This window comes from Cryobacterium sp. TMT4-31 (genome assembly GCF_004403385.1).
Lineage (GTDB): Bacteria > Actinomycetota > Actinomycetes > Actinomycetales > Microbacteriaceae > Cryobacterium > Cryobacterium zongtaii.
Genome location: NZ_SOGI01000031.1, coordinates 18,551 through 35,121, shown reverse-complemented (window position 1 = coordinate 35,121; position 16,571 = coordinate 18,551). Strand labels below are relative to the sequence as shown.

The window sequence follows — 16,571 nt, the reverse complement described above, 5'->3', positions numbered from 1 at the left end:
CGTCGCCGCTGCGGGCCGCGCGTCCCGCGGCCGCCAAGATGCTGTGCTGCGCCCGCTCGGCATCGGCCCGGGCCTTCACACGGCGGGTCCCCCGCGCCGCCGGCGGCCCCGGTGGCCCGGCACGGTCGACCACCGACGGGTCAAACGGCTCGGCACGACCGGTCGGCCCGGGCGGCAGCAGGTAGTCCCAGGCCGACACCGGCGACACCCCCGCCGACAGCAGCACGGCCAGACGTTCGGCGATGCGGGCCACCTCCTCTATCGGCGGCGGCGGAGCGGCGCGTCGGCGGCTCACGCGGGCACCGTCGCGAGACGCTCGGCGGCGTCGAGGGTGAACCGGCCCACCTGCGCCAGGCGCCGCCGGCCGCCCCGCCGCTCGAGGTGCAACACCAGCCCGATCGCGCTCACGGTCTGCCGGGCCACCGCCGCCGGACTCATCCCGGCGAGCGCGCCGAGCGCCTCGAGCCGGGCGGGCACATCGGCCAGGGAGTTGGCGTGCAGGGTGCCGGCGCCGCCGTCGTGGCCGGTGTTCAGGGCGGCCAGCAGCTCACGGATCTCCACGCCCCGGCACTCGCCGAGCACCAACCGGTCCGGACGCATCCGCAGCGCCTCGCGCAGCAGGCTGTCCAGGCCGATGCGGCCGGCACCCTCGAGGTTGGCTTGCCGGGATTCCAGGGCCACGACGTGCGGGTGGTTGATGCGCAGCTCGGCGACATCCTCGATGGCCACGATGCGTTCGGCCGCGGGCGCCTCGCCGAGCAACGCGGCGAGCAGGGTGGTCTTGCCACTGCCGGCGGCACCGGTCACGAGCAGGTTCTCCCGGTCGAGCACCGCCGCGCGCAACCGGCCCAGCTGGGCGGCCGCGTCCTCACCGTGGCCGAACAGGCCGCCGGCGGCGAGGGCGTCGAGGCTGAGCCTCTCGGTTCGCGGCAACCGAATCGACAGCAGCGTGCCCGTGCTCGATACCGGCGGCAGCACGGCGTGCACCCGGATGCCGTCGGCCAGCCGCACGTCGACGCAGGGGCTGGCTTCGTCGATGTGCCGGCCGCCGAGGGCGATCAGCCGCACCGCCAGGTCACGGATGCTCCGCTCGTCGCCGTGCCAGTCCGGCGCGGGTACCAGCCCGCGTCCGGCGTCGAGCCAGAGGCCGGCATCCCCGTTCACGAAGAGGTCGGTGACGGCGGGGTCGCGGGCGAACCGGCTGAGCGGACCGAGCACGGAGAGGTCGGTGCGGGGAGGTTGCGGCGGGATGGGGTCGAGGCTGCGGTCAAGGGCGCGGTCGCGAGGTGGGTCTGTCTCCGCGTCCAGCCACGCGGCTGGATAGGAGGGCTGCGGCCGCTCTCCCCCGAGCGTTGCCCGATCGGGGTCGGTACTGACGGTGAGGGCGCTGGACCGGTTGAGGAAGGAGGGCACCGCGACGAAGGGCTCTGGCATGCGGGCACGTTAGCGGGCGGGCGGGTGCGGGCGCCGTGGCGCATCCGGTGGTGTGAGGTGGCCGGTGAGGACGGGGCTGTGGAGGAGCGGCGGTGCACGGCACACACGCACGTCACGGGGTCTCGACAAGCTCGACCGACGAGGCGGGCACGTCGTGCGCGCGTGTCACGGCTCCCGACAAGCTCGACCGACGAGGCGGGAGCGGGCAGGGTGCAGAGACAACTGTTGCCCGGACGGACTACTGCGCCCGGTGTGCGGGGCGCAGTTGTCCGGCCGGGCAACGGTTCTGCCTGGAGGGGGCCGATACAGCGATATTGCGGTACAGCGGGTCACGCAGTTTGCACGGTTCACGCGGGGGGCGCCAGAGCCGGGCGGGGAAAGCACGGGTGCGTCGTTGAGAGGCGCAGAGCGTGCTGTTAAAAGAGGGGGGCGGCACCTATTGGGGGGAACAGGTGCCGCCTCGGCAGTGCGTTGATTGGGGGGAACCAACACACCACAGGTCAAAACTTTCGTTCAGACATTGATAAGCATACTTGGGAAAATCAGATCCGCAAGTCCTCCGGGTCCCCCTAAATGAGGACACGAAAATATGAGCCCGTGAGAGCACGATTTCAAAAATATCCTGAGCAGAAAACCGGCCGTTCTTCCGGGGAAATTTGTCCTCGGAACGGGCGTATCCGCCGTGTAGGGTTCAGGGACGGGTCCGCCGCGGCGCCCCGCCACCGCCTGAACTCGCAAAGGAGCGAACCATCATGAGCGTGCAAATCGACCATCTTCTCCACGAAACCCGCCGATTCCCGCCGTCTCCGGAGTTTGCCGCGACATCAGTGGCGACCGAGGCTCTTTACACGGATGCCGCAGCAGATCGGCTTGGTTTCTGGGCCGCGCAGGCCCGCGACCTCCTGCACTGGCACAAACCGTTCACCCGCACCCTCGACTGGACCAATCCGCCGTTCGCCAAGTGGTTCGACGACGGCGAGCTCAACGTGGCGTACAACTGCCTCGACCGGCACGTGCTCGCCGGCAACGGCGACCGGGTGGCGCTGCACTGGGAGGGCGAGCCGGGCGATACCCGCTCGATCACCTATGCAGAGCTCACCGAGGAGGTCAAACGTGCCGCGAACGTGCTTCTCAGCCTCGGCGTGCGCGCCGGCGACCGGGTGGCCATCTACCTGCCGATGATCCCCGAGGCCGTCGTGGCGATGCTCGCCGTGGCCCGCATCGGCGCCGTGCATTCGGTGATCTTCGGCGGCTTCAGCGCCGAGAGCCTGCGCTCCCGCATCGACGACGCCGAAGCGGTGGTCGTGATCACCTCCGACGGCGGCTACCGCAAGGGCCGGGCCACCCCGCTCAAGCCCGCGGTCGACGCGGCCCTGGCCAGCGGCGACTCCTCGGTGCGCACCGTGCTCGTGGTGAACCGCACCGGCGGCGACGTGGAGTGGAACGAACGCGACAAGTGGTGGCACGAGGAGCTCGCCGCCGTCTCCGGCGAGCACGAGGCGCAGGCGTTCCCGGCCGAGAACCCACTGTTCATCCTCTACACCTCCGGCACCACCGGTAAGCCCAAGGGCATCCTGCACACCAGCGGCGGCTACCTCACCCAGGTGGCCTTCACCCACAAGAACGTCTTCGACCTCAAGCCCGAGACCGACGTGTTCTGGTGCACCGCCGACGTGGGCTGGATCACCGGCCACAGTTACGTGGTCTACGGGCCGCTGGCCAACGGCGCCACGCAGGTGCTCTACGAGGGCACCCCCGACACCCCGCACCCCGGCCGGTGGTGGGAGATCATCGAGAAGCACAAGGTGAGCATCCTGTACACGGCGCCCACCGCCATCCGCACGTTCATGAAAATCGGCCGACAGGAGCCGCAGAAGTTCGACCTGACCAGCCTGCGCCTGCTCGGCTCGGTGGGCGAGCCGATCAACCCGGAAGCGTGGATGTGGTACCGCGAGGTGATCGGCAACCACGTCACCCCGGTGGTGGACACCTGGTGGCAGACCGAGACCGGCGCGATCATGATCTCCGCGCTGCCCGGCCTCACCGAGACCAAGCCCGGCGCGGCGCAGGTCGCCATCCCCGGCATCTCCATCGACGTGATCGGTGAAGACGGCGAGCACGTGGGGCACGGCAACGGCGGCCTGCTCGTGGTCACCGGACCGTGGCCGTCGATGCTGCGCGGCATCTGGGGCGACCCGGAGCGTTTCATCGAGACCTACTGGGAGAAGTTCCAGGATGCCCCGAACGGTCCGCTGTACTTCGCCGGCGACGGCGCCCGGCTCGACCGCGACGGCGACATCTGGCTGCTCGGCCGGGTCGATGACGTGATGAACGTCTCCGGGCACCGGCTGTCCACCGCCGAGATCGAGTCGTCGCTGGTGGCGCACCCCATGGTGGCCGAGTCCGCGGTGGTGGGCGCGCACGATGAGACCACCGGGCAGGCCGTGGTGGCGTTCGTGATCATCAAGTTCAGCCAGACGGATGCGGCGTCGCACGCCGACATCAGCGCCGTGCTGCGCGCGCACGTGACGTTGCAGATCGGGGCGATCGCCCGGCCGCGGGAGATCCACATCGTGAACGAGCTGCCCAAGACCCGCTCGGGCAAGATCATGCGGCGGTTGCTGCGCGATGTGGCCGAGGGCCGCGAGATCGGCGATACCACCACCCTCGCCGACACCTCGATCATGCAGATCATCTCGGAGAGCATGCGCTAGCCCCGCTCCTCGCTCGCGAACTGTGAGTTAAGCACCTTCCGAACGCCCGGGAAGGTGCTTTTCTCGCAGTTCGCGAGCCTTCGGGCGGGTGGGCTCGGAGTAAACGTTCACGAACGCCCCATACCGTGGGCCAAATGTCTCGAGATACCTCCCGCAACCGGATGGGCGGACTCGACGCCCTGCGCGGGGTCGCCGCTGTGATCGTGCTCGTGCACCACGTGTCGATGACCGCGCCGGCAATTTCGGCCGCGTACAGCTCCAGTGCCGACGTGGCCGTGTTCTCCCCCGCCTGGTGGGTCACCCTGTCGCCGCTGAAGATCCTCTTCGCCGGCCCGGAGTTCGTGCTGGTGTTCTTCGTGCTCAGCGGGTTCGTGTTGGTGCTCACCCCGCTGCGGCGCTTGCAGTGGACCCGGCCCCCCGCGGAGGCGCCCGGCTACGACTGGTTGGCGTACTACCCGCGCCGCATCGTCCGGCTGGCCATCCCGGTGGTCGTGTCGGTGGGCCTGGCCGCCGCGTGGATTTTGCTCGTGCCGCGCACCGGCGCCGGCGGCGCGTGGATGGCGAAGCAGGGCAGCCCCGACCTCGGCATCGGCAATCTGCTGCGCGAGGCCAGCATCCTGGGCTTCACCGGCCGACCCGACGTCAACCCGCCGCTCTGGTCGCTGGCCTGGGAGATGTGGTTCTCGCTGCTGCTGCCCGTCGGCGTGATCTTCGCCGTGGCCAGCCGCCGGTGGACGCTGGCCTGGGTGGCGCTGCTGATGGCCACGTCCACCTCGGGGTACCTGCTCGGCATCGAGCCGCTGATGTACCTGCCGGCGTTCGGCCTGGGTGCCCTGCTCGCGGCCAACCACGGGTCACTCCTGGCCTGGTCGACCCGGCTGGTCAGTCGGCGCGGCGGCACCCTGGTTTGGGCGGCGATCGCCGTGCTCGGGCCGGTGCTGCTCATCGCGTACTGGCTGCTGCGGCCGGCGCTGACCGAGCCGTGGAACAGCGTGGCCCTGTCGCTGCGGGTGCCGGGCGCGGTGTTGATCGTGGCGACCGTGGCGCTGTGGCCGCCGGTGCAGCGGATGCTCAGCGGGCGCCTCTTGGCCTGGCTCGGAACCATCAGCTTCAGCCTGTACCTCGTGCATTTCCCCATCGTGGTGACCTTCGCGCAGCTGTTCGGGCCGGAGCACTGGTGGTGGGGCGCTCTGGTCTCGGTGCCGCTGAGCCTGGTGCTTGCCCAGCTGATGTACCGCTGGGTGGAGTTGCCCGCGCAGACGCTGGCGGGTCGGGTCGGGGCCAGGTTCTCGGCCGGGCATCCGCGCCCCGAGGCTGTACGACAAGGTCGCGAGCTGTGAGAAAAGCACCGAAAAACTCTCTGGAAAGGCGCTTGAGTCACAGCTCGCGACGGTGAGATCAAGCGAAGGAGACGGTCAGCTCCACCTCGACGGGCGAGTCCAGCGGCAGCACGGCCACGCCCACCGCGGAGCGGGCGTGCACACCGATGCTGCCGAAGATCTCGCCGAGCACATCGGAGGCGCCGTTGACCACGCCGGGCTGGCCGGTGAAGTCCGGGGCGGATGCGACGAACCCGGTGACCTTGACCACCTGGGTGATCCGGTCCAGCGAGCCGATCACACTCTGGATGGCGGCGAGCGCGTTGAGCGCGCACTGCCGGGCGTAGCCCTGGGCGTCCGCGGCCGACACGAGGCCCTCGCCGTCCCCGACCTTGCCCGTGGCCGGCATCAGGCCGGCCACCATCGGCAGCTGGCCGGAGGTGAACACCAGCGACCCGCTCACCACGGCGGGAACGTACGACGCCACCGGCGGGACCACCGTCGGGAGTTCAATGCCCAGTTCGGCCAGACGGGCCTCGATCTGCGACACGATCAGGCGCCGGTCGAGCCGGCGACGGGGCGCTTGAGGTAGGCGACAAGTCCACCTTCCGGGCCGGTGACGACCTGCACAAGCTCCCAACCTTCCGAGCCCCAGTTGTTGAGGATGGCGGCTGTGTTGTGGATCATCAGCGGGGTGGTGAGGTATTCCCAGGCAGTCATGCGGCTCCGATTCAGGCGATTTTTCAGGTTGTGTCCCTTACGCTCAATTGTATGTCTGCCAAAAAACGTACGGTTAGTGGAGCGCTCGGCGGCCTCCTGGGCTTTATTGGGATGAGCGCCGTCGCCGGTGTCCTCGTCACCGTTGCCGTGACCCCCGCCCTCGCCGTATCGGGCATGACGGCCACCAACACGATCAACGTGTTCGAGAACCTGCCCAACTACCTCACGGTCGACCAGCTCTCCCAGAAGAGCACCATCTACGCCATCGACGGCAACGGCGCCCCGTACGCGCTGGCGTCGTTCTACGACCAGAACCGCGTCGAAGTGCCGGTCACGAGCATGAGCCAGTACGTGCAGGATGCCGCGGTCGCCGGCGAGGACCCCCGCTTCGAGGAGCACGGCGGCGTGGACCTGCAGGGCACCATTCGTGGCGCCCTGTCCACCGTCACCGGCGGCGGCACCCAGGGTGGATCATCCATCACCCAGCAGTACGTCAAGAACGTTCTCGTGCAAAAGTGCGAGGTGCTCAACGACCAGGACAAGCTGGACGCCTGCTACGACGAGGCCACCGAAACCTCTCCTGAGCGCAAGCTCAAGGAGATGCGTCTGGCCATCGGTGTGGAGAAGGAATACAGCAAGCTCGAGATCCTGCAGGGCTACCTGAACATCACTCTCTTCGGCGGCAGCGTGTACGGCATTGAAGCGGCCTCCGGGTACTACTTCAACACCACCGCGGCGAACCTCAACCTGTCCCAGTCGGCCAGCCTGATCGCCATCGTGAACAACCCGGAGAAGTTCCGTCTGGACCGGCCCGAGAGCGAAGCCAACGGCGCCGCAAACGGGTACGCCGCCAACAAGGAACGCCGCGACTACATCCTGGGCGAGATGCTGCAGTACAAGAAGGTGACCCAGGAGGAGTACGACGTTGCCATCGCGTCCCCGATCGAGCCCACCATCACCGAGCCGAGCACCGGATGCCAGACCGCCGGCGGCAGCGCCTACTTCTGTGATTACGTCACCCACGTGCTCAAGAGCGACCCGACCTTCGGCGAAGACGAAGACACCCGCATGATGAACTTCCGTCGCGGCGGCTACGACATCTACACGACCCTCGACCTGGACCTGCAGCTGGCCACCGAGACCACCATGGCCGAGAACGTGCCGCAGACCGCCAGCTGGGATGTTGGCGCTGTGGCCACCAGCGTTGAGGTGGGCACCGGCCGGGTGCTCACGATGGCGCAGAACAAGACCTACAGCCAGGACCCCGAGGTGCAGGCCACCGGCGCCCAGTACTCCGGCGTCAACTACAACACCGACTACGACCAGGGCGGCTCGAGCGGATTCCAGCCCGGCTCCACGTACAAGGTATTCACCCTCGCCGAGTGGCTGAAGGAGGGTCACGCGCTCAACGAACGCGTCGACTCGGCCCGCAAGAGCGACTGGGGCACCTTCCAGGACTACTGCGACGGCCCGCAGACCTTCCCCGGCTACAACCCGAAGAACGACGCGAACGAGCCCGGCACCGGCTACACCGCCCTGCAGTCGACCATCAACTCGATCAACACCGGCTTCATCGGAATGGCCAAGAAGCTTGACCTCTGCAAGATCCGCGACACCGTTGAGTCCTTCGGGGTGCACCGGGCGGATGGCGGCGAGCTCGAGAAGGGTGCCTCCTCGGTGCTCGGCACCAATGAGATCGCCCCGCTGAGCATGGCCGTGGCCTTCGCCGGCATCGCCAACGCCGGCAAAACCTGCTCGGCCGTGGTCATCGACCGCATCGTCGGACCGGACGACGCCGAGATCGCACCGCCCACCTCCACCTGCAACCAGTCGGTTGAACCATCCGTGGCCGCCGGCATGGCGTACGCCATGAAGCGGGTACTCACCGAGGGCTCCGCAACCCAGTCCAACGACTCCACCTACCCGAAGGTGCCGATGATCGGCAAGACCGGAACCACCGACGGCGCCAAGGACACCTGGATGACCGGCGCGAGCAGCAAGGTCGCCACCGTTGTGGGCGTCGTCGCCGTCACCGGTGAGGCCAACCAGCGGTCCCGCGACTACGCCTTCGAGAGCGGCTCCGCGGCCACCGCCCGGCACCGCATGTGGCCGGACATCATGAGCGTCGCCAACGCCAAGTACGGCGGAGACGAGTTCTCTGAGGCCTCGACCAACGTCATCCAGGGCGCTCAGGTGCCCGTGCCCGACGTGCGTGGCCAGTCGATGGCGGATGCCCAGACCGCGCTCGAGGGCGCCGGCTTCGAGTTCGCCGACGGCGGCGTGATCGACTCCGAGCTGCCCGCCGGCAGCGTGGCCCGCACCGACCCCGCCTCCGGCGCGTCGGCCGGCAACGGCGCCACGATCACGGTGTTCTCCAGCAACGGGAACCAGATCCTGCTGCCCGACGTGACCGGCCAGAGCCTTGATCAGGCCAGGGGAACGCTCACCGGCTTCACCGTGACGACCACCGACCAGGCCGTCACCGACCCCAACCAGAACAACAAGGTGATCGCGATGACCCCGACCGCCGGCACCCCGGCATCCCGGGGCAGCTCGGTCGCCCTCGTGGTGGGCAAGATGGGAGCGGCGGGTTGAGCGCCGCGCGCGCCATCGTCGCCTCCGCCGCCGCCGTGACCACGGCGGGGCTGGCGGCGTTCGCCTGGGGTTCCCTCGTGGAACGCCGCCGGTTCACCCTGCGTGAGGTGACGGTTCCGGTGCTCGCGCCCGGGTCCGAACCGATCACGGTGCTGCACCTCTCCGATCTGCACATGGCCCCGTGGCAGCGCGACAAGCAGGACTGGGTGCGCGGTCTTGCCGCGCTGAAGCCCGACCTCGTTGTGAACACCGGCGACAACCTGGGTCACGAAGACGGCATCGCGGGCGTGGAGTACGCCCTCGAACCGTTCAAGGGCATCCCGGGCATCTTCGTGAACGGCTCCAACGACTTCTTCGGCCCGCAGCCCAAGAACCCGCTGAAGTACTTCGGCGGCCCGTCGATGCTGCGCAGCCGGCACGTCGAGCTTGACACCGACGACCTGCACCGGGTGTTCGCCGACCTCGGCTGGACCGACCTGAACAACGCCGCTGAGGCGCTGGACATCAACGGCACCCACCTGGAGATCTTCGGGGTCGATGACCCGCACATCCGCCGGGACCGGCTCGACCTGATCACCGGAGCCATCGACGAGATGCGCGGCAACGACCCGCTCACCGAGGAGACCTGGCCGGACCCCGAAGAACCGGCCGGCCGGCGCTCGACGCTGACCGTGGGTGTGGTGCACGCCCCGTACCAGCGGGTACTCAACTCCTTCGTCAACCACGGCGCCCAGCTGATGCTGGCCGGGCACACCCACGGTGGTCAGGTGTGCGTGCCGAAGTTCGGCGCTTTGGTAACCAATTGTGATATTCCCCGCCGTCAGGTGAAGGGACTCAGCCTGTGGAGTGTGGGGCTGCGCACCGCGTACCTCAATGTTTCCGCGGGTTTGGGCACCTCGATCTACGCGCCGGTGCGCTTCGCCTGCCCGCCGGAGGCGACCCTGCTCACCCTCACCGCCGCGTAGCCACGACCCCCTTCTGGGGTGGCTTGGCTCGTCCGGGTCCCCCGGCGATCCCCTAGGCTCGCTCTTATGGGGGATTCCAAGAGAACTTTTTCCGGCGTCATCGGGGGACTCGCCGGTTTCGTGGCGATGAGCGCTGTCGCCGGCCTGCTGATTGCTGTCGGGATCACCCCGGCGCTTGCAATCTCGAGTCTGGCCGCGAGCAGCACGATCAACGCCTTCGAAAACCTGCCGAATTACCTCAAGATCGACGAGCTGTCGCAGGTGAGCACCATCTATGCGGTGCCGAACAGCGGAGTCCCCTACGAGCTCGCCTCGTTCTACGACCAGAACCGGGTGGAAGTTCCTCTGGCGGCCATGAACCTGTTCGTGCAGGACGCCGTCGTCGCCGGTGAGGACCCCCGGTTTCGCGAACACGGCGGAATCGACCTGCAGGGCACCATGCGGGCGGCGCTGGCCAAGTTCACCGGCGGGCCCACCTCGGGCGGCTCATCGGTGACCCAGCAGTACGTCAAGAACGTGCTGGTGCAAAAGTGCGAGGTCATGCCCGACCCGGACGAGCTTCAGGCCTGCTTCGAGGAGGCCACCGACCCCACTGAGGAACGCAAACTCAAGGAGATGCGGCTGGCCATCGGGGTGGAGAAGGCGTACAGCAAGGACGAGATCCTGCAGGGCTACCTGAACATCACCGGCTTCGGGGGCACTGTGTACGGCATCCAGGCCGCGGCCGAGTACTACTTCTCGGCCACCGCCGCCACCCTCACCCTGCCGCAGGCCGCGAGCCTCATCGCGATCGTGAACAACCCTGAGAAGTTCCGCCTGGACGAGCCCGAGAGCGAGACCAACGGCGCCGCGAACGGGTACGCCGCCAACAAGGACCGCCGCGACTACATCCTGCGCGAGATGCTCAAGCACAAGAAGATCAACCAAGCCGACTACGACGCCGCCGTCGCCAGCCCGATCGAACCGGCCATCACCGAGCCCAGCACCGGCTGCCAGACCGCCGGCGGCGCCGCATACTTCTGCGACTACGTCACCTACCAGCTCAAGACCGATCCCACCTTCGGCGCAGACGAAGACACCCGCATGACGAACTTCCGTCGCGGCGGCTACCAGATCTACACCACCCTCGACATCGAGCTGCAGTTGGCGTCCGAGGCGGCCATCGCCGAGAACGTGCCGATGACGTTCGAGGACTGGGACGTGGGAGCGGTGGCGACCAGCGTGGAGGTTGGCACCGGCCGGGTGCTCACGATGGCGCAGAACAAGATCTACACCCAGTTGGAGGTTGCTCCTGGCCCGGAGTACACCGGCATCAACTACAACACCGACTTCAACCAGGGCGGCTCGCTGGGCTTCCAGCCCGGCTCCACCTACAAGGTCTTCACCCTGGCCGAATGGCTCAAGGAGGGCCATCCGCTCGGCGAACGGGTCGACTCGGCACGCAAGTCCAACTGGGGCACCTTCCAGGACTACTGCGACGGCCCGCAGAACTTCGGGGCCTACAACCCGCGCAACGACTCCAACGAGGCCGGCCGCAACTACTCGGCCCTGGAATCGACCATCGACTCGATCAACACCGGCTTCATGGGTATGGCCAAGCGCCTGGACCTGTGCAAAATCCGTGACACCGCCGAGTCCTTCGGCGTACACCGGGCCAACGGTGACCCGCTGGAGAAGGGCGCCTCCTCAGTGTTGGGCACCAACGAGATCGCGCCGCTGAGCATGGCCGTGGCCTTCGCCGGCATCGCCAACAAGGGCACCACCTGCACCCCCATCGTGATCGACCGGATCATCGGCGCCGACGGCGTCGAGATCCCAGCGCCGGTGTCGACCTGCACCGCGTCGGTGGAGCCCGAGGTGGCCGCCGGCATGGCGTACGCCATGGAACGGGTGATGACCCAGGGTTCCGCCGGAGTCTCCTATCGCAACACCTCCCCGCGCTCCCCGATGATCGGCAAGACCGGAACCACCGACGGCAGCAAGGACACCTGGATGAGCGGGGCGAGCACCAAGGTCGCCACCGTGGTGGGCGTGGTGAGCGTCACCGGCTTCGACACCAACCAGCGCAACGTGTACTTCGACAGCGGCCAGGCGGCTACCGCCCGGCACCGCATCTGGCCGGAGATCATGAGCGTGGCCAATGCCAAGTACGGAGGCGACGAGTTCGAGCAGGCCGCCAACAACCTCATCCGCGGGGTGCAGGTCACCGTGCCTGACGTGCGCGGCCAGAGCGTGGATGCGGCGCGCGAGACCATTGAGGCCGCCGGCTTCGGCTTCCTCGACGGCGGCGTGACCGACTCGGAGTTGCCGGCCGGTACCGTCTCACGCAGCGACCCAGCTGGCGGCGACAGCACCAGCACCGGAGCCACCGTCACGGTGTACTCCAGCAATGGCTCCCAGATTCTGCTGCCGAACGTGGTCGGGCAGTCTCTAGACCAGGCAAAGGGCACGCTGAGCGGTTTCGGGGTGGTGGCCAGCGAGCAGCCGGTGACCGACGCGAGCCAGAACGGCAAGGTGCTCTCGATGGCGCCTGCCGCCGGCACCCCCACCGCCCCCGGCGGCACCGTGACCGTCGTCGTCGGCAAGTCCGCCGCCGCCCCGCCCGGCTAACAACCCCACCGCACCACACGTTGATCGAGCCCCACCGCTGATCGAGCTTGTCGAGATCCCGGGTCTCGACAAGCTCGACCGACGAGGTGGCTGAGCCGGACGGTCCGATGGGGTTATACTTGTCGAGGTCCACAGGACCATCGGGGTATGGCGCAGCTTGGTAGCGCGCGTCGTTCGGGACGACGAGGTCGCAGGTTCAAATCCTGTTACCCCGACAGAAATAAACCCCCACTCAAGTGAGTGGGGGTTTTTCTGTTCTCACCAGTTGCCGGCGTTGGAAAGGCCACGACATGACCGACTCCCCCGCATTCGCCCCAGACGCCAAGGTGTCCCGTCGCGCCTGGCAGGCCCTCATCGTGCTGATGGCGGGCATGTTCATGGCCCTGCTCGACACCACGATCGTGAACGTGGCGCTGCCCAGCATCCGCACCAGCCTCGACGCCTCCGAGGCGACCCTGTCCTGGATCATCTCCGGCTACGCCCTGGCGTTCGGTCTGGCCCTCATTCCCGCCGGCCGCATCGGCGACCGGATCGGCCACAAGTGGGTCTTCTTCACCGGCCTGGCGCTCTTCACCGTCGCCAGCCTGGCCTGCGGGCTCGCCCAGAACGACCTGCAGCTGATCATCGCCCGCGTCGTGCAGGGTCTGGCCGGCGGCATGTTCGTGCCCGCGGTCACGGCCGTCATCCAGCTGATGTTCCCGGCGGCGTCCCGCGGCAAGGCGTTCGCCATCATGGGGTCGGTCATCGGCGTCTCCACCGCGCTCGGCCCCATCGTGGGCGGCCTGATCATCGAGGCGTTCGGCGTGGAAGAGGGCTGGCGCCTGGTCTTCTGGGTGAACCTGCCGATCGGCATCGTCGCGCTGATCGCCGCCGCCATCCTGCTGCCCACCGGCACCGGCACCGCCTCCGCGCCCGGCGCGCCGGCCGCTGCCCGCGTCGACGGGGTGGGCCTGCTGCTGCTCTCCGCCGGCCTGGTGGCCCTGCTGGTGCCGTTGATCGAGGGCCAGGACCGCGGCTGGCCGCTCTGGACCTACCTGGTGCTCGCCGCCGGGGTGCTGCTCATCGTGGCGTTCGGCGCCTGGGAGGTGGCCCTGACCAAACGCGGCAGCAGCCCGCTCGTGCCGCCGCATCTCTTCTCGCACCCGGCGTTCACCGGCGGCGTCATCCTGGCCCTGGTCTACTTCGCGGCATTCACGAGCATCTTCTTCACCATCTCGATCCTCTGGCAGGCGGGCCTCGGCCACACCGCGCTGGAATCCGGCCTGGTCTCGATCCCGTTCGCGATCGGCTCGATCCTGGGCGCGTCGCAGAGCAACCGGCTCACCGAGCGCCTGGGACGCACCGTGCTCGTCGGTGGTGTGGCCCTGGTCACGGTGGGTCTGATCTGGGTGTGGCTGGTGCTGCTGCTCACCGTCCCCGCCGACCTCACCAACTGGATCCTGCTGCCGCCGCTGTTCATCGCGGGCCTGGGCAGCGGGTGCTTCATCGCGCCGAACGTGGCGTTCATCGTCGCCACCGTCGACCCCTCCGAGGCCGGCGCCGCCAGTGGTGTGATCGGTGTGATGCAGCGGGTGGGCAGCGCCGCGGGCATCGCCGTGGTGGGCAGTGTGTTCTTCGGCACCCTGGTGGTGGCCGGCCCTGGCGCGGATGCCGTCGCCGCCGGCTTCACCCACAGCGCCACCCTGGCCATGGCCGTCAGTGCCGGACTGAGCGTGGTGGCGCTGTTGCTGGTGTTCCTGCTGCCCAAGCGCGTCGACGTGGTCGACGGCCTCTGAGCCGCTCCGGCGCGTTCCCCGCCCTCCCAGCTTCGCCTCGCTAGGCTGGCAAACTCGGTCCATTACAGGTGATGAATCCCGCGATGAACCCCGCTGGAGGCCGTGCCCATCCGATTAGGGAGGTTACGTGAACGCTCTAGCCCACCACCGCCACGCCGCCCTCCGCCGGATCGCCGGCTGGCTCGCGGCCGCCTACCTGATGGCGCTCGCGCTCATCGCACTCTGGCCCACCCCCGTGGACCGTGCCGCGGCCGGAACCATCACGCGCATTCTGGTGTTTCTGCACGCTCACGGCGTGCCGCAGCGGTTGGACTACCCGCTGATCGAATTCACCGCGAACATCGCCCTGTTCGTGCCTGTGGGGCTACTGGGGGTGCTCCTGATGGGCCGGCACCGCTGGCTGCTGGCCTTTCTGGTCGGTTTCATTGCGAGCTGCGCCATCGAGTTCGGCCAGCTGGTGCTCCTGCCGGCCCGGGTCGCAACCCCCGTCGACGTGATGGCCAACACCGCCGGCACCGCCCTAGGCGTGCTTCTGGCCTTGGCCCTGCTCGCCGTCGTCACCGCCCGCTCCTCCACCCGCCCGGCGCGGCAGCCGTAACGCTCAACCGGCCGCTTGCAGCTGCGGCACGACATCGACGAGAGTGTCGGTTTGGAATCCCTGCTGTACGAGCGCCAGCTTCTCCTGATCGATGAGCACGATCGATTGCCCGTCGGGTGACGTTCCGGTGCCGGTGCTCGGAAGCGTGAAGAACGTGACGTTGTTCATGCGCACCTCACGCAGCTCCACTCCCAGACCCGCCAGGTAGGCCGAGTTGAGCCCTTCATCGACCGAGAGGTACGGCGCCACGGCTCCGACGACTCCGCTAAGCGTGGCCGGGTTAGCGAGCGTCTCAGCGGTCAGAATCTTGCCCAGCACTGCTTTGATGAAGGCCTGTTGGTTGCGCACGCGTTGATAGTCGCCATCGGTGAACGCATACCGTTCCCGAACGAACGCCAGCGCCTCGACACCACTGAGGTTGTGCACTCCAGCCGCGAAGGTGTGCCCGGGGAGGTGGCTCGAATCAAAGGCCACCGGGTTGTCGATGGCGACTCCGCCCAGCGCATCAGTGACGCCCTTGAAACCTTTGAAGTCGATGATAGCCACGTGGTCCACGCGCACGCCCAGAAGGCTCTCCACAGTTTGTAGTGCGAGGGGCACGCCCCCGAGTGACAGCGCGGCGTTTATCTTGGCCTTACCCTCACCAGGGATCTCGAGCCAGCTGTCGCGCATGATCGACATAACGCTTATGTTGGCGCGGTCCGCCGGCACATGCACCACCATCATGGTGTCCGACCGCTGCCCGGTGAGATCGGCGATGGAGCCGTCGTTCTCCCCCCTGGTGTCGGACCCGAGGAGCAGAATATTCTGGGCTCGGCCAGCCTCACCCTCTAGAACAGGCGGGCGGCTGGCATCGTCAGAGGGGAACACATCCGGCAGCTTGGTGGTCTGGCTGTCAAAGGAGCTGCTCAGGCTCCAGGCAAAAACGCCAGCGGCCCCCGCGACCAGGAGCCCGACACTCCCGACAGCGATGAGCGCGATCCACCAGCCACGCAATCGACGACGGGTCTTGGGCCGGGTCTGAGTGGTTTCGTCAGTCATGATTGTGCCTAAGCTCCGGCCAGCGGTTTTAGGAGTCGGGGTGCAACGTCGGAATAAGCTGATCGAGGAACGTCGCGGTGTCTTCCCAGTTTTCCACGGCGATGCAGTCGACACCGAGTGCCTTCACCGGGTAGTCGTTGCCGTTCTCGTCAAGCCGGTCGCCCACGAAGAGCATGTCCCCCAGCGGGATCCCGGTGAGTTCGGCCAGTCGCTTCATGCCGTACGCCTTGTCAATGCCCCTCCGGGTGATGTCCACCGACGTGGATCCGCCGCTGCGCACTTCGAGGTCGGGCAGCAGTGCCTGCACGGCCTCGCGCAGCGCCGTCTTCTTCGCGCCGTCCGGATCCCACTGGGTTTTCGCCGCCACGGGCGCCGCCTGACCGAGGGCCGAGAAGGTGATCTGCGAGCCGCGGTCTTCCAAGATCGCCCCCCAGGTTTCACTCTCCCAGTAGCCCAGCGCGCGGGCGGTCGACTCCACGGCAGCCAGAGCACGCTGCTTCTGGTCGACGGTGAGGTTCTCGGCGTAAACCTGCTCCCACTCCCCCGCCGTATGGCGGTAGTACTGGGTGCCGCAGGTGGGCATCAGGTGCAGGCGCGCCAGTGCGGCGTCGTCCACCCCCGTGAGATTGTCGATCACCTGCATGGTGAACTGGGCGAACTGCCCACCAGAGATCACGCAGACCTCGGCTGAATCAAGGAGCCGCACCAGCAGGGAGGCCATGCGGGCATCGATCGGCGACTTCGAGGCCGCCAGGGTGTCGTCGAGGTCGAAGGCAACCAGTCGGGGGTGTTGCATTGCC

At 67.9% G+C, this 16,571-nt stretch carries 13 protein-coding genes and 1 tRNA gene; 8 read left to right on the top strand and 6 right to left on the bottom strand.

Features of this window, described 5'->3' with window-relative positions; all coding sequences use genetic code 11:
• Both E3T19_RS07360 and E3T19_RS07355 read right to left on the bottom strand, forming a co-directional pair.
• Positions 1-253: hypothetical protein (locus E3T19_RS07360; RefSeq protein WP_198418775.1), on the bottom strand; the 253-nt coding region annotated here is incomplete at its 3' end.
• Positions 254-291: 38 nt separating this feature from the next.
• A complete protein-coding gene (locus E3T19_RS07355) occupies positions 292-1,434 on the bottom strand; it encodes a TadA family conjugal transfer-associated ATPase (protein ID WP_134408487.1) in 1,143 nt (380 codons plus the stop codon).
• Positions 1,435-2,186: 752 nt separating this feature from the next.
• On the opposite strand from E3T19_RS07355, the gene acs reads away from it, so the two are divergent.
• Both acs and E3T19_RS07345 read left to right on the top strand, forming a co-directional pair.
• On the top strand, positions 2,187-4,148 hold the full coding sequence (gene acs, locus E3T19_RS07350; protein ID WP_134408486.1) for an acetate--CoA ligase: 1,962 nt from the start codon (positions 2,187-2,189) through the stop codon (positions 4,146-4,148).
• A 134-nt stretch (positions 4,149-4,282) separates the two neighbouring features.
• Complete coding sequence (locus E3T19_RS07345; RefSeq protein ID WP_134408485.1) at positions 4,283-5,488, top strand: acyltransferase; 1,206 nt, start codon at positions 4,283-4,285, stop codon at positions 5,486-5,488.
• Between the two features lie 58 nt (positions 5,489-5,546).
• Here E3T19_RS07345 and E3T19_RS07340 read toward each other — a convergent pair whose 3' ends face one another.
• Complete coding sequence (locus E3T19_RS07340) at positions 5,547-6,017, bottom strand: RidA family protein (protein ID WP_134408484.1); 471 nt, start codon at positions 6,015-6,017, stop codon at positions 5,547-5,549.
• A 2-nt stretch (positions 6,018-6,019) separates the two neighbouring features.
• Positions 6,020-6,187, bottom strand: a complete 168-nt coding sequence (locus E3T19_RS18935; protein ID WP_165787876.1) for a hypothetical protein — start codon at positions 6,185-6,187, stop codon at positions 6,020-6,022.
• A 111-nt stretch (positions 6,188-6,298) separates the two neighbouring features.
• Here E3T19_RS18935 and E3T19_RS07335 point away from each other — a divergent pair, with 111 nt between their 5' ends.
• The 6 genes from E3T19_RS07335 (at position 6,299) to E3T19_RS07310 (ending at position 14,730) form a co-directional block, all read left to right on the top strand.
• The gene (locus tag E3T19_RS07335) at positions 6,299-8,782 is read left to right on the top strand and encodes a transglycosylase domain-containing protein (protein WP_241980069.1); all 2,484 of its coding nucleotides are present in this window, start codon (positions 6,299-6,301) and stop codon (positions 8,780-8,782) included.
• Positions 8,779-9,747, top strand: coding sequence for a metallophosphoesterase (locus E3T19_RS07330; RefSeq protein WP_134408482.1), 969 nt, complete (start codon positions 8,779-8,781; stop codon positions 9,745-9,747). Before E3T19_RS07335 ends, E3T19_RS07330 begins: the two co-directional genes overlap by 4 nt.
• Positions 9,748-9,813: 66 nt before the next feature.
• Complete coding sequence (locus tag E3T19_RS07325; RefSeq protein ID WP_134408481.1) at positions 9,814-12,357, top strand: transglycosylase domain-containing protein; 2,544 nt, start codon at positions 9,814-9,816, stop codon at positions 12,355-12,357.
• Positions 12,358-12,498: 141 nt separating this feature from the next.
• A tRNA-Pro gene (locus tag E3T19_RS07320) sits at positions 12,499-12,572 on the top strand.
• Positions 12,573-12,647: 75 nt separating this feature from the next.
• Positions 12,648-14,132: a DHA2 family efflux MFS transporter permease subunit gene (locus E3T19_RS07315; RefSeq protein ID WP_134408480.1), complete on the top strand. Its 1,485-nt coding sequence runs from the start codon at positions 12,648-12,650 to the stop codon at positions 14,130-14,132.
• A gap of 127 nt (positions 14,133-14,259) precedes the next feature.
• Entirely contained in the window at positions 14,260-14,730 is a 471-nt protein-coding gene (locus tag E3T19_RS07310; RefSeq protein ID WP_134408479.1) for a VanZ family protein, read from the top strand.
• A 3-nt stretch (positions 14,731-14,733) separates the two neighbouring features.
• Here E3T19_RS07310 and E3T19_RS07305 read toward each other — a convergent pair whose 3' ends face one another.
• Positions 14,734-15,771 (bottom strand): LCP family protein, encoded by a 1,038-nt coding sequence (locus E3T19_RS07305; RefSeq protein ID WP_134408478.1) that lies wholly within the window; start codon positions 15,769-15,771, stop codon positions 14,734-14,736.
• A gap of 28 nt (positions 15,772-15,799) precedes the next feature.
• Positions 15,800-16,567 carry an HAD-IIB family hydrolase gene (locus E3T19_RS07300; protein WP_134408488.1) on the bottom strand — a complete coding sequence of 256 codons (768 nt, stop codon included), beginning with the start codon at positions 16,565-16,567 and terminating at the stop codon, positions 15,800-15,802.
• Positions 16,568-16,571: the final 4 nt, after the last annotated feature.

Coding starts and splice junctions, on each gene's coding strand:
- E3T19_RS07355 (WP_134408487.1), bottom strand. CDS start 1,434: ATGCCAGAGCCCTTCGTCGCGGTGCCCTCCTTCCTCAACCGGTCCAGC.
- acs (WP_134408486.1), top strand. CDS start 2,187: ATGAGCGTGCAAATCGACCATCTTCTCCACGAAACCCGCCGATTCCCG.
- E3T19_RS07345 (WP_134408485.1), top strand. CDS start 4,283: ATGTCTCGAGATACCTCCCGCAACCGGATGGGCGGACTCGACGCCCTG.
- E3T19_RS18935 (WP_165787876.1), bottom strand. CDS start 6,187: ATGACTGCCTGGGAATACCTCACCACCCCGCTGATGATCCACAACACA.
- E3T19_RS07335 (WP_241980069.1), top strand. CDS start 6,299: ATGAGCGCCGTCGCCGGTGTCCTCGTCACCGTTGCCGTGACCCCCGCC.
- E3T19_RS07325 (WP_134408481.1), top strand. CDS start 9,814: ATGGGGGATTCCAAGAGAACTTTTTCCGGCGTCATCGGGGGACTCGCC.
- E3T19_RS07315 (WP_134408480.1), top strand. CDS start 12,648: ATGACCGACTCCCCCGCATTCGCCCCAGACGCCAAGGTGTCCCGTCGC.
- E3T19_RS07305 (WP_134408478.1), bottom strand. CDS start 15,771: ATGACTGACGAAACCACTCAGACCCGGCCCAAGACCCGTCGTCGATTG.
- E3T19_RS07300 (WP_134408488.1), bottom strand. CDS start 16,567: ATGCAACACCCCCGACTGGTTGCCTTCGACCTCGACGACACCCTGGCG.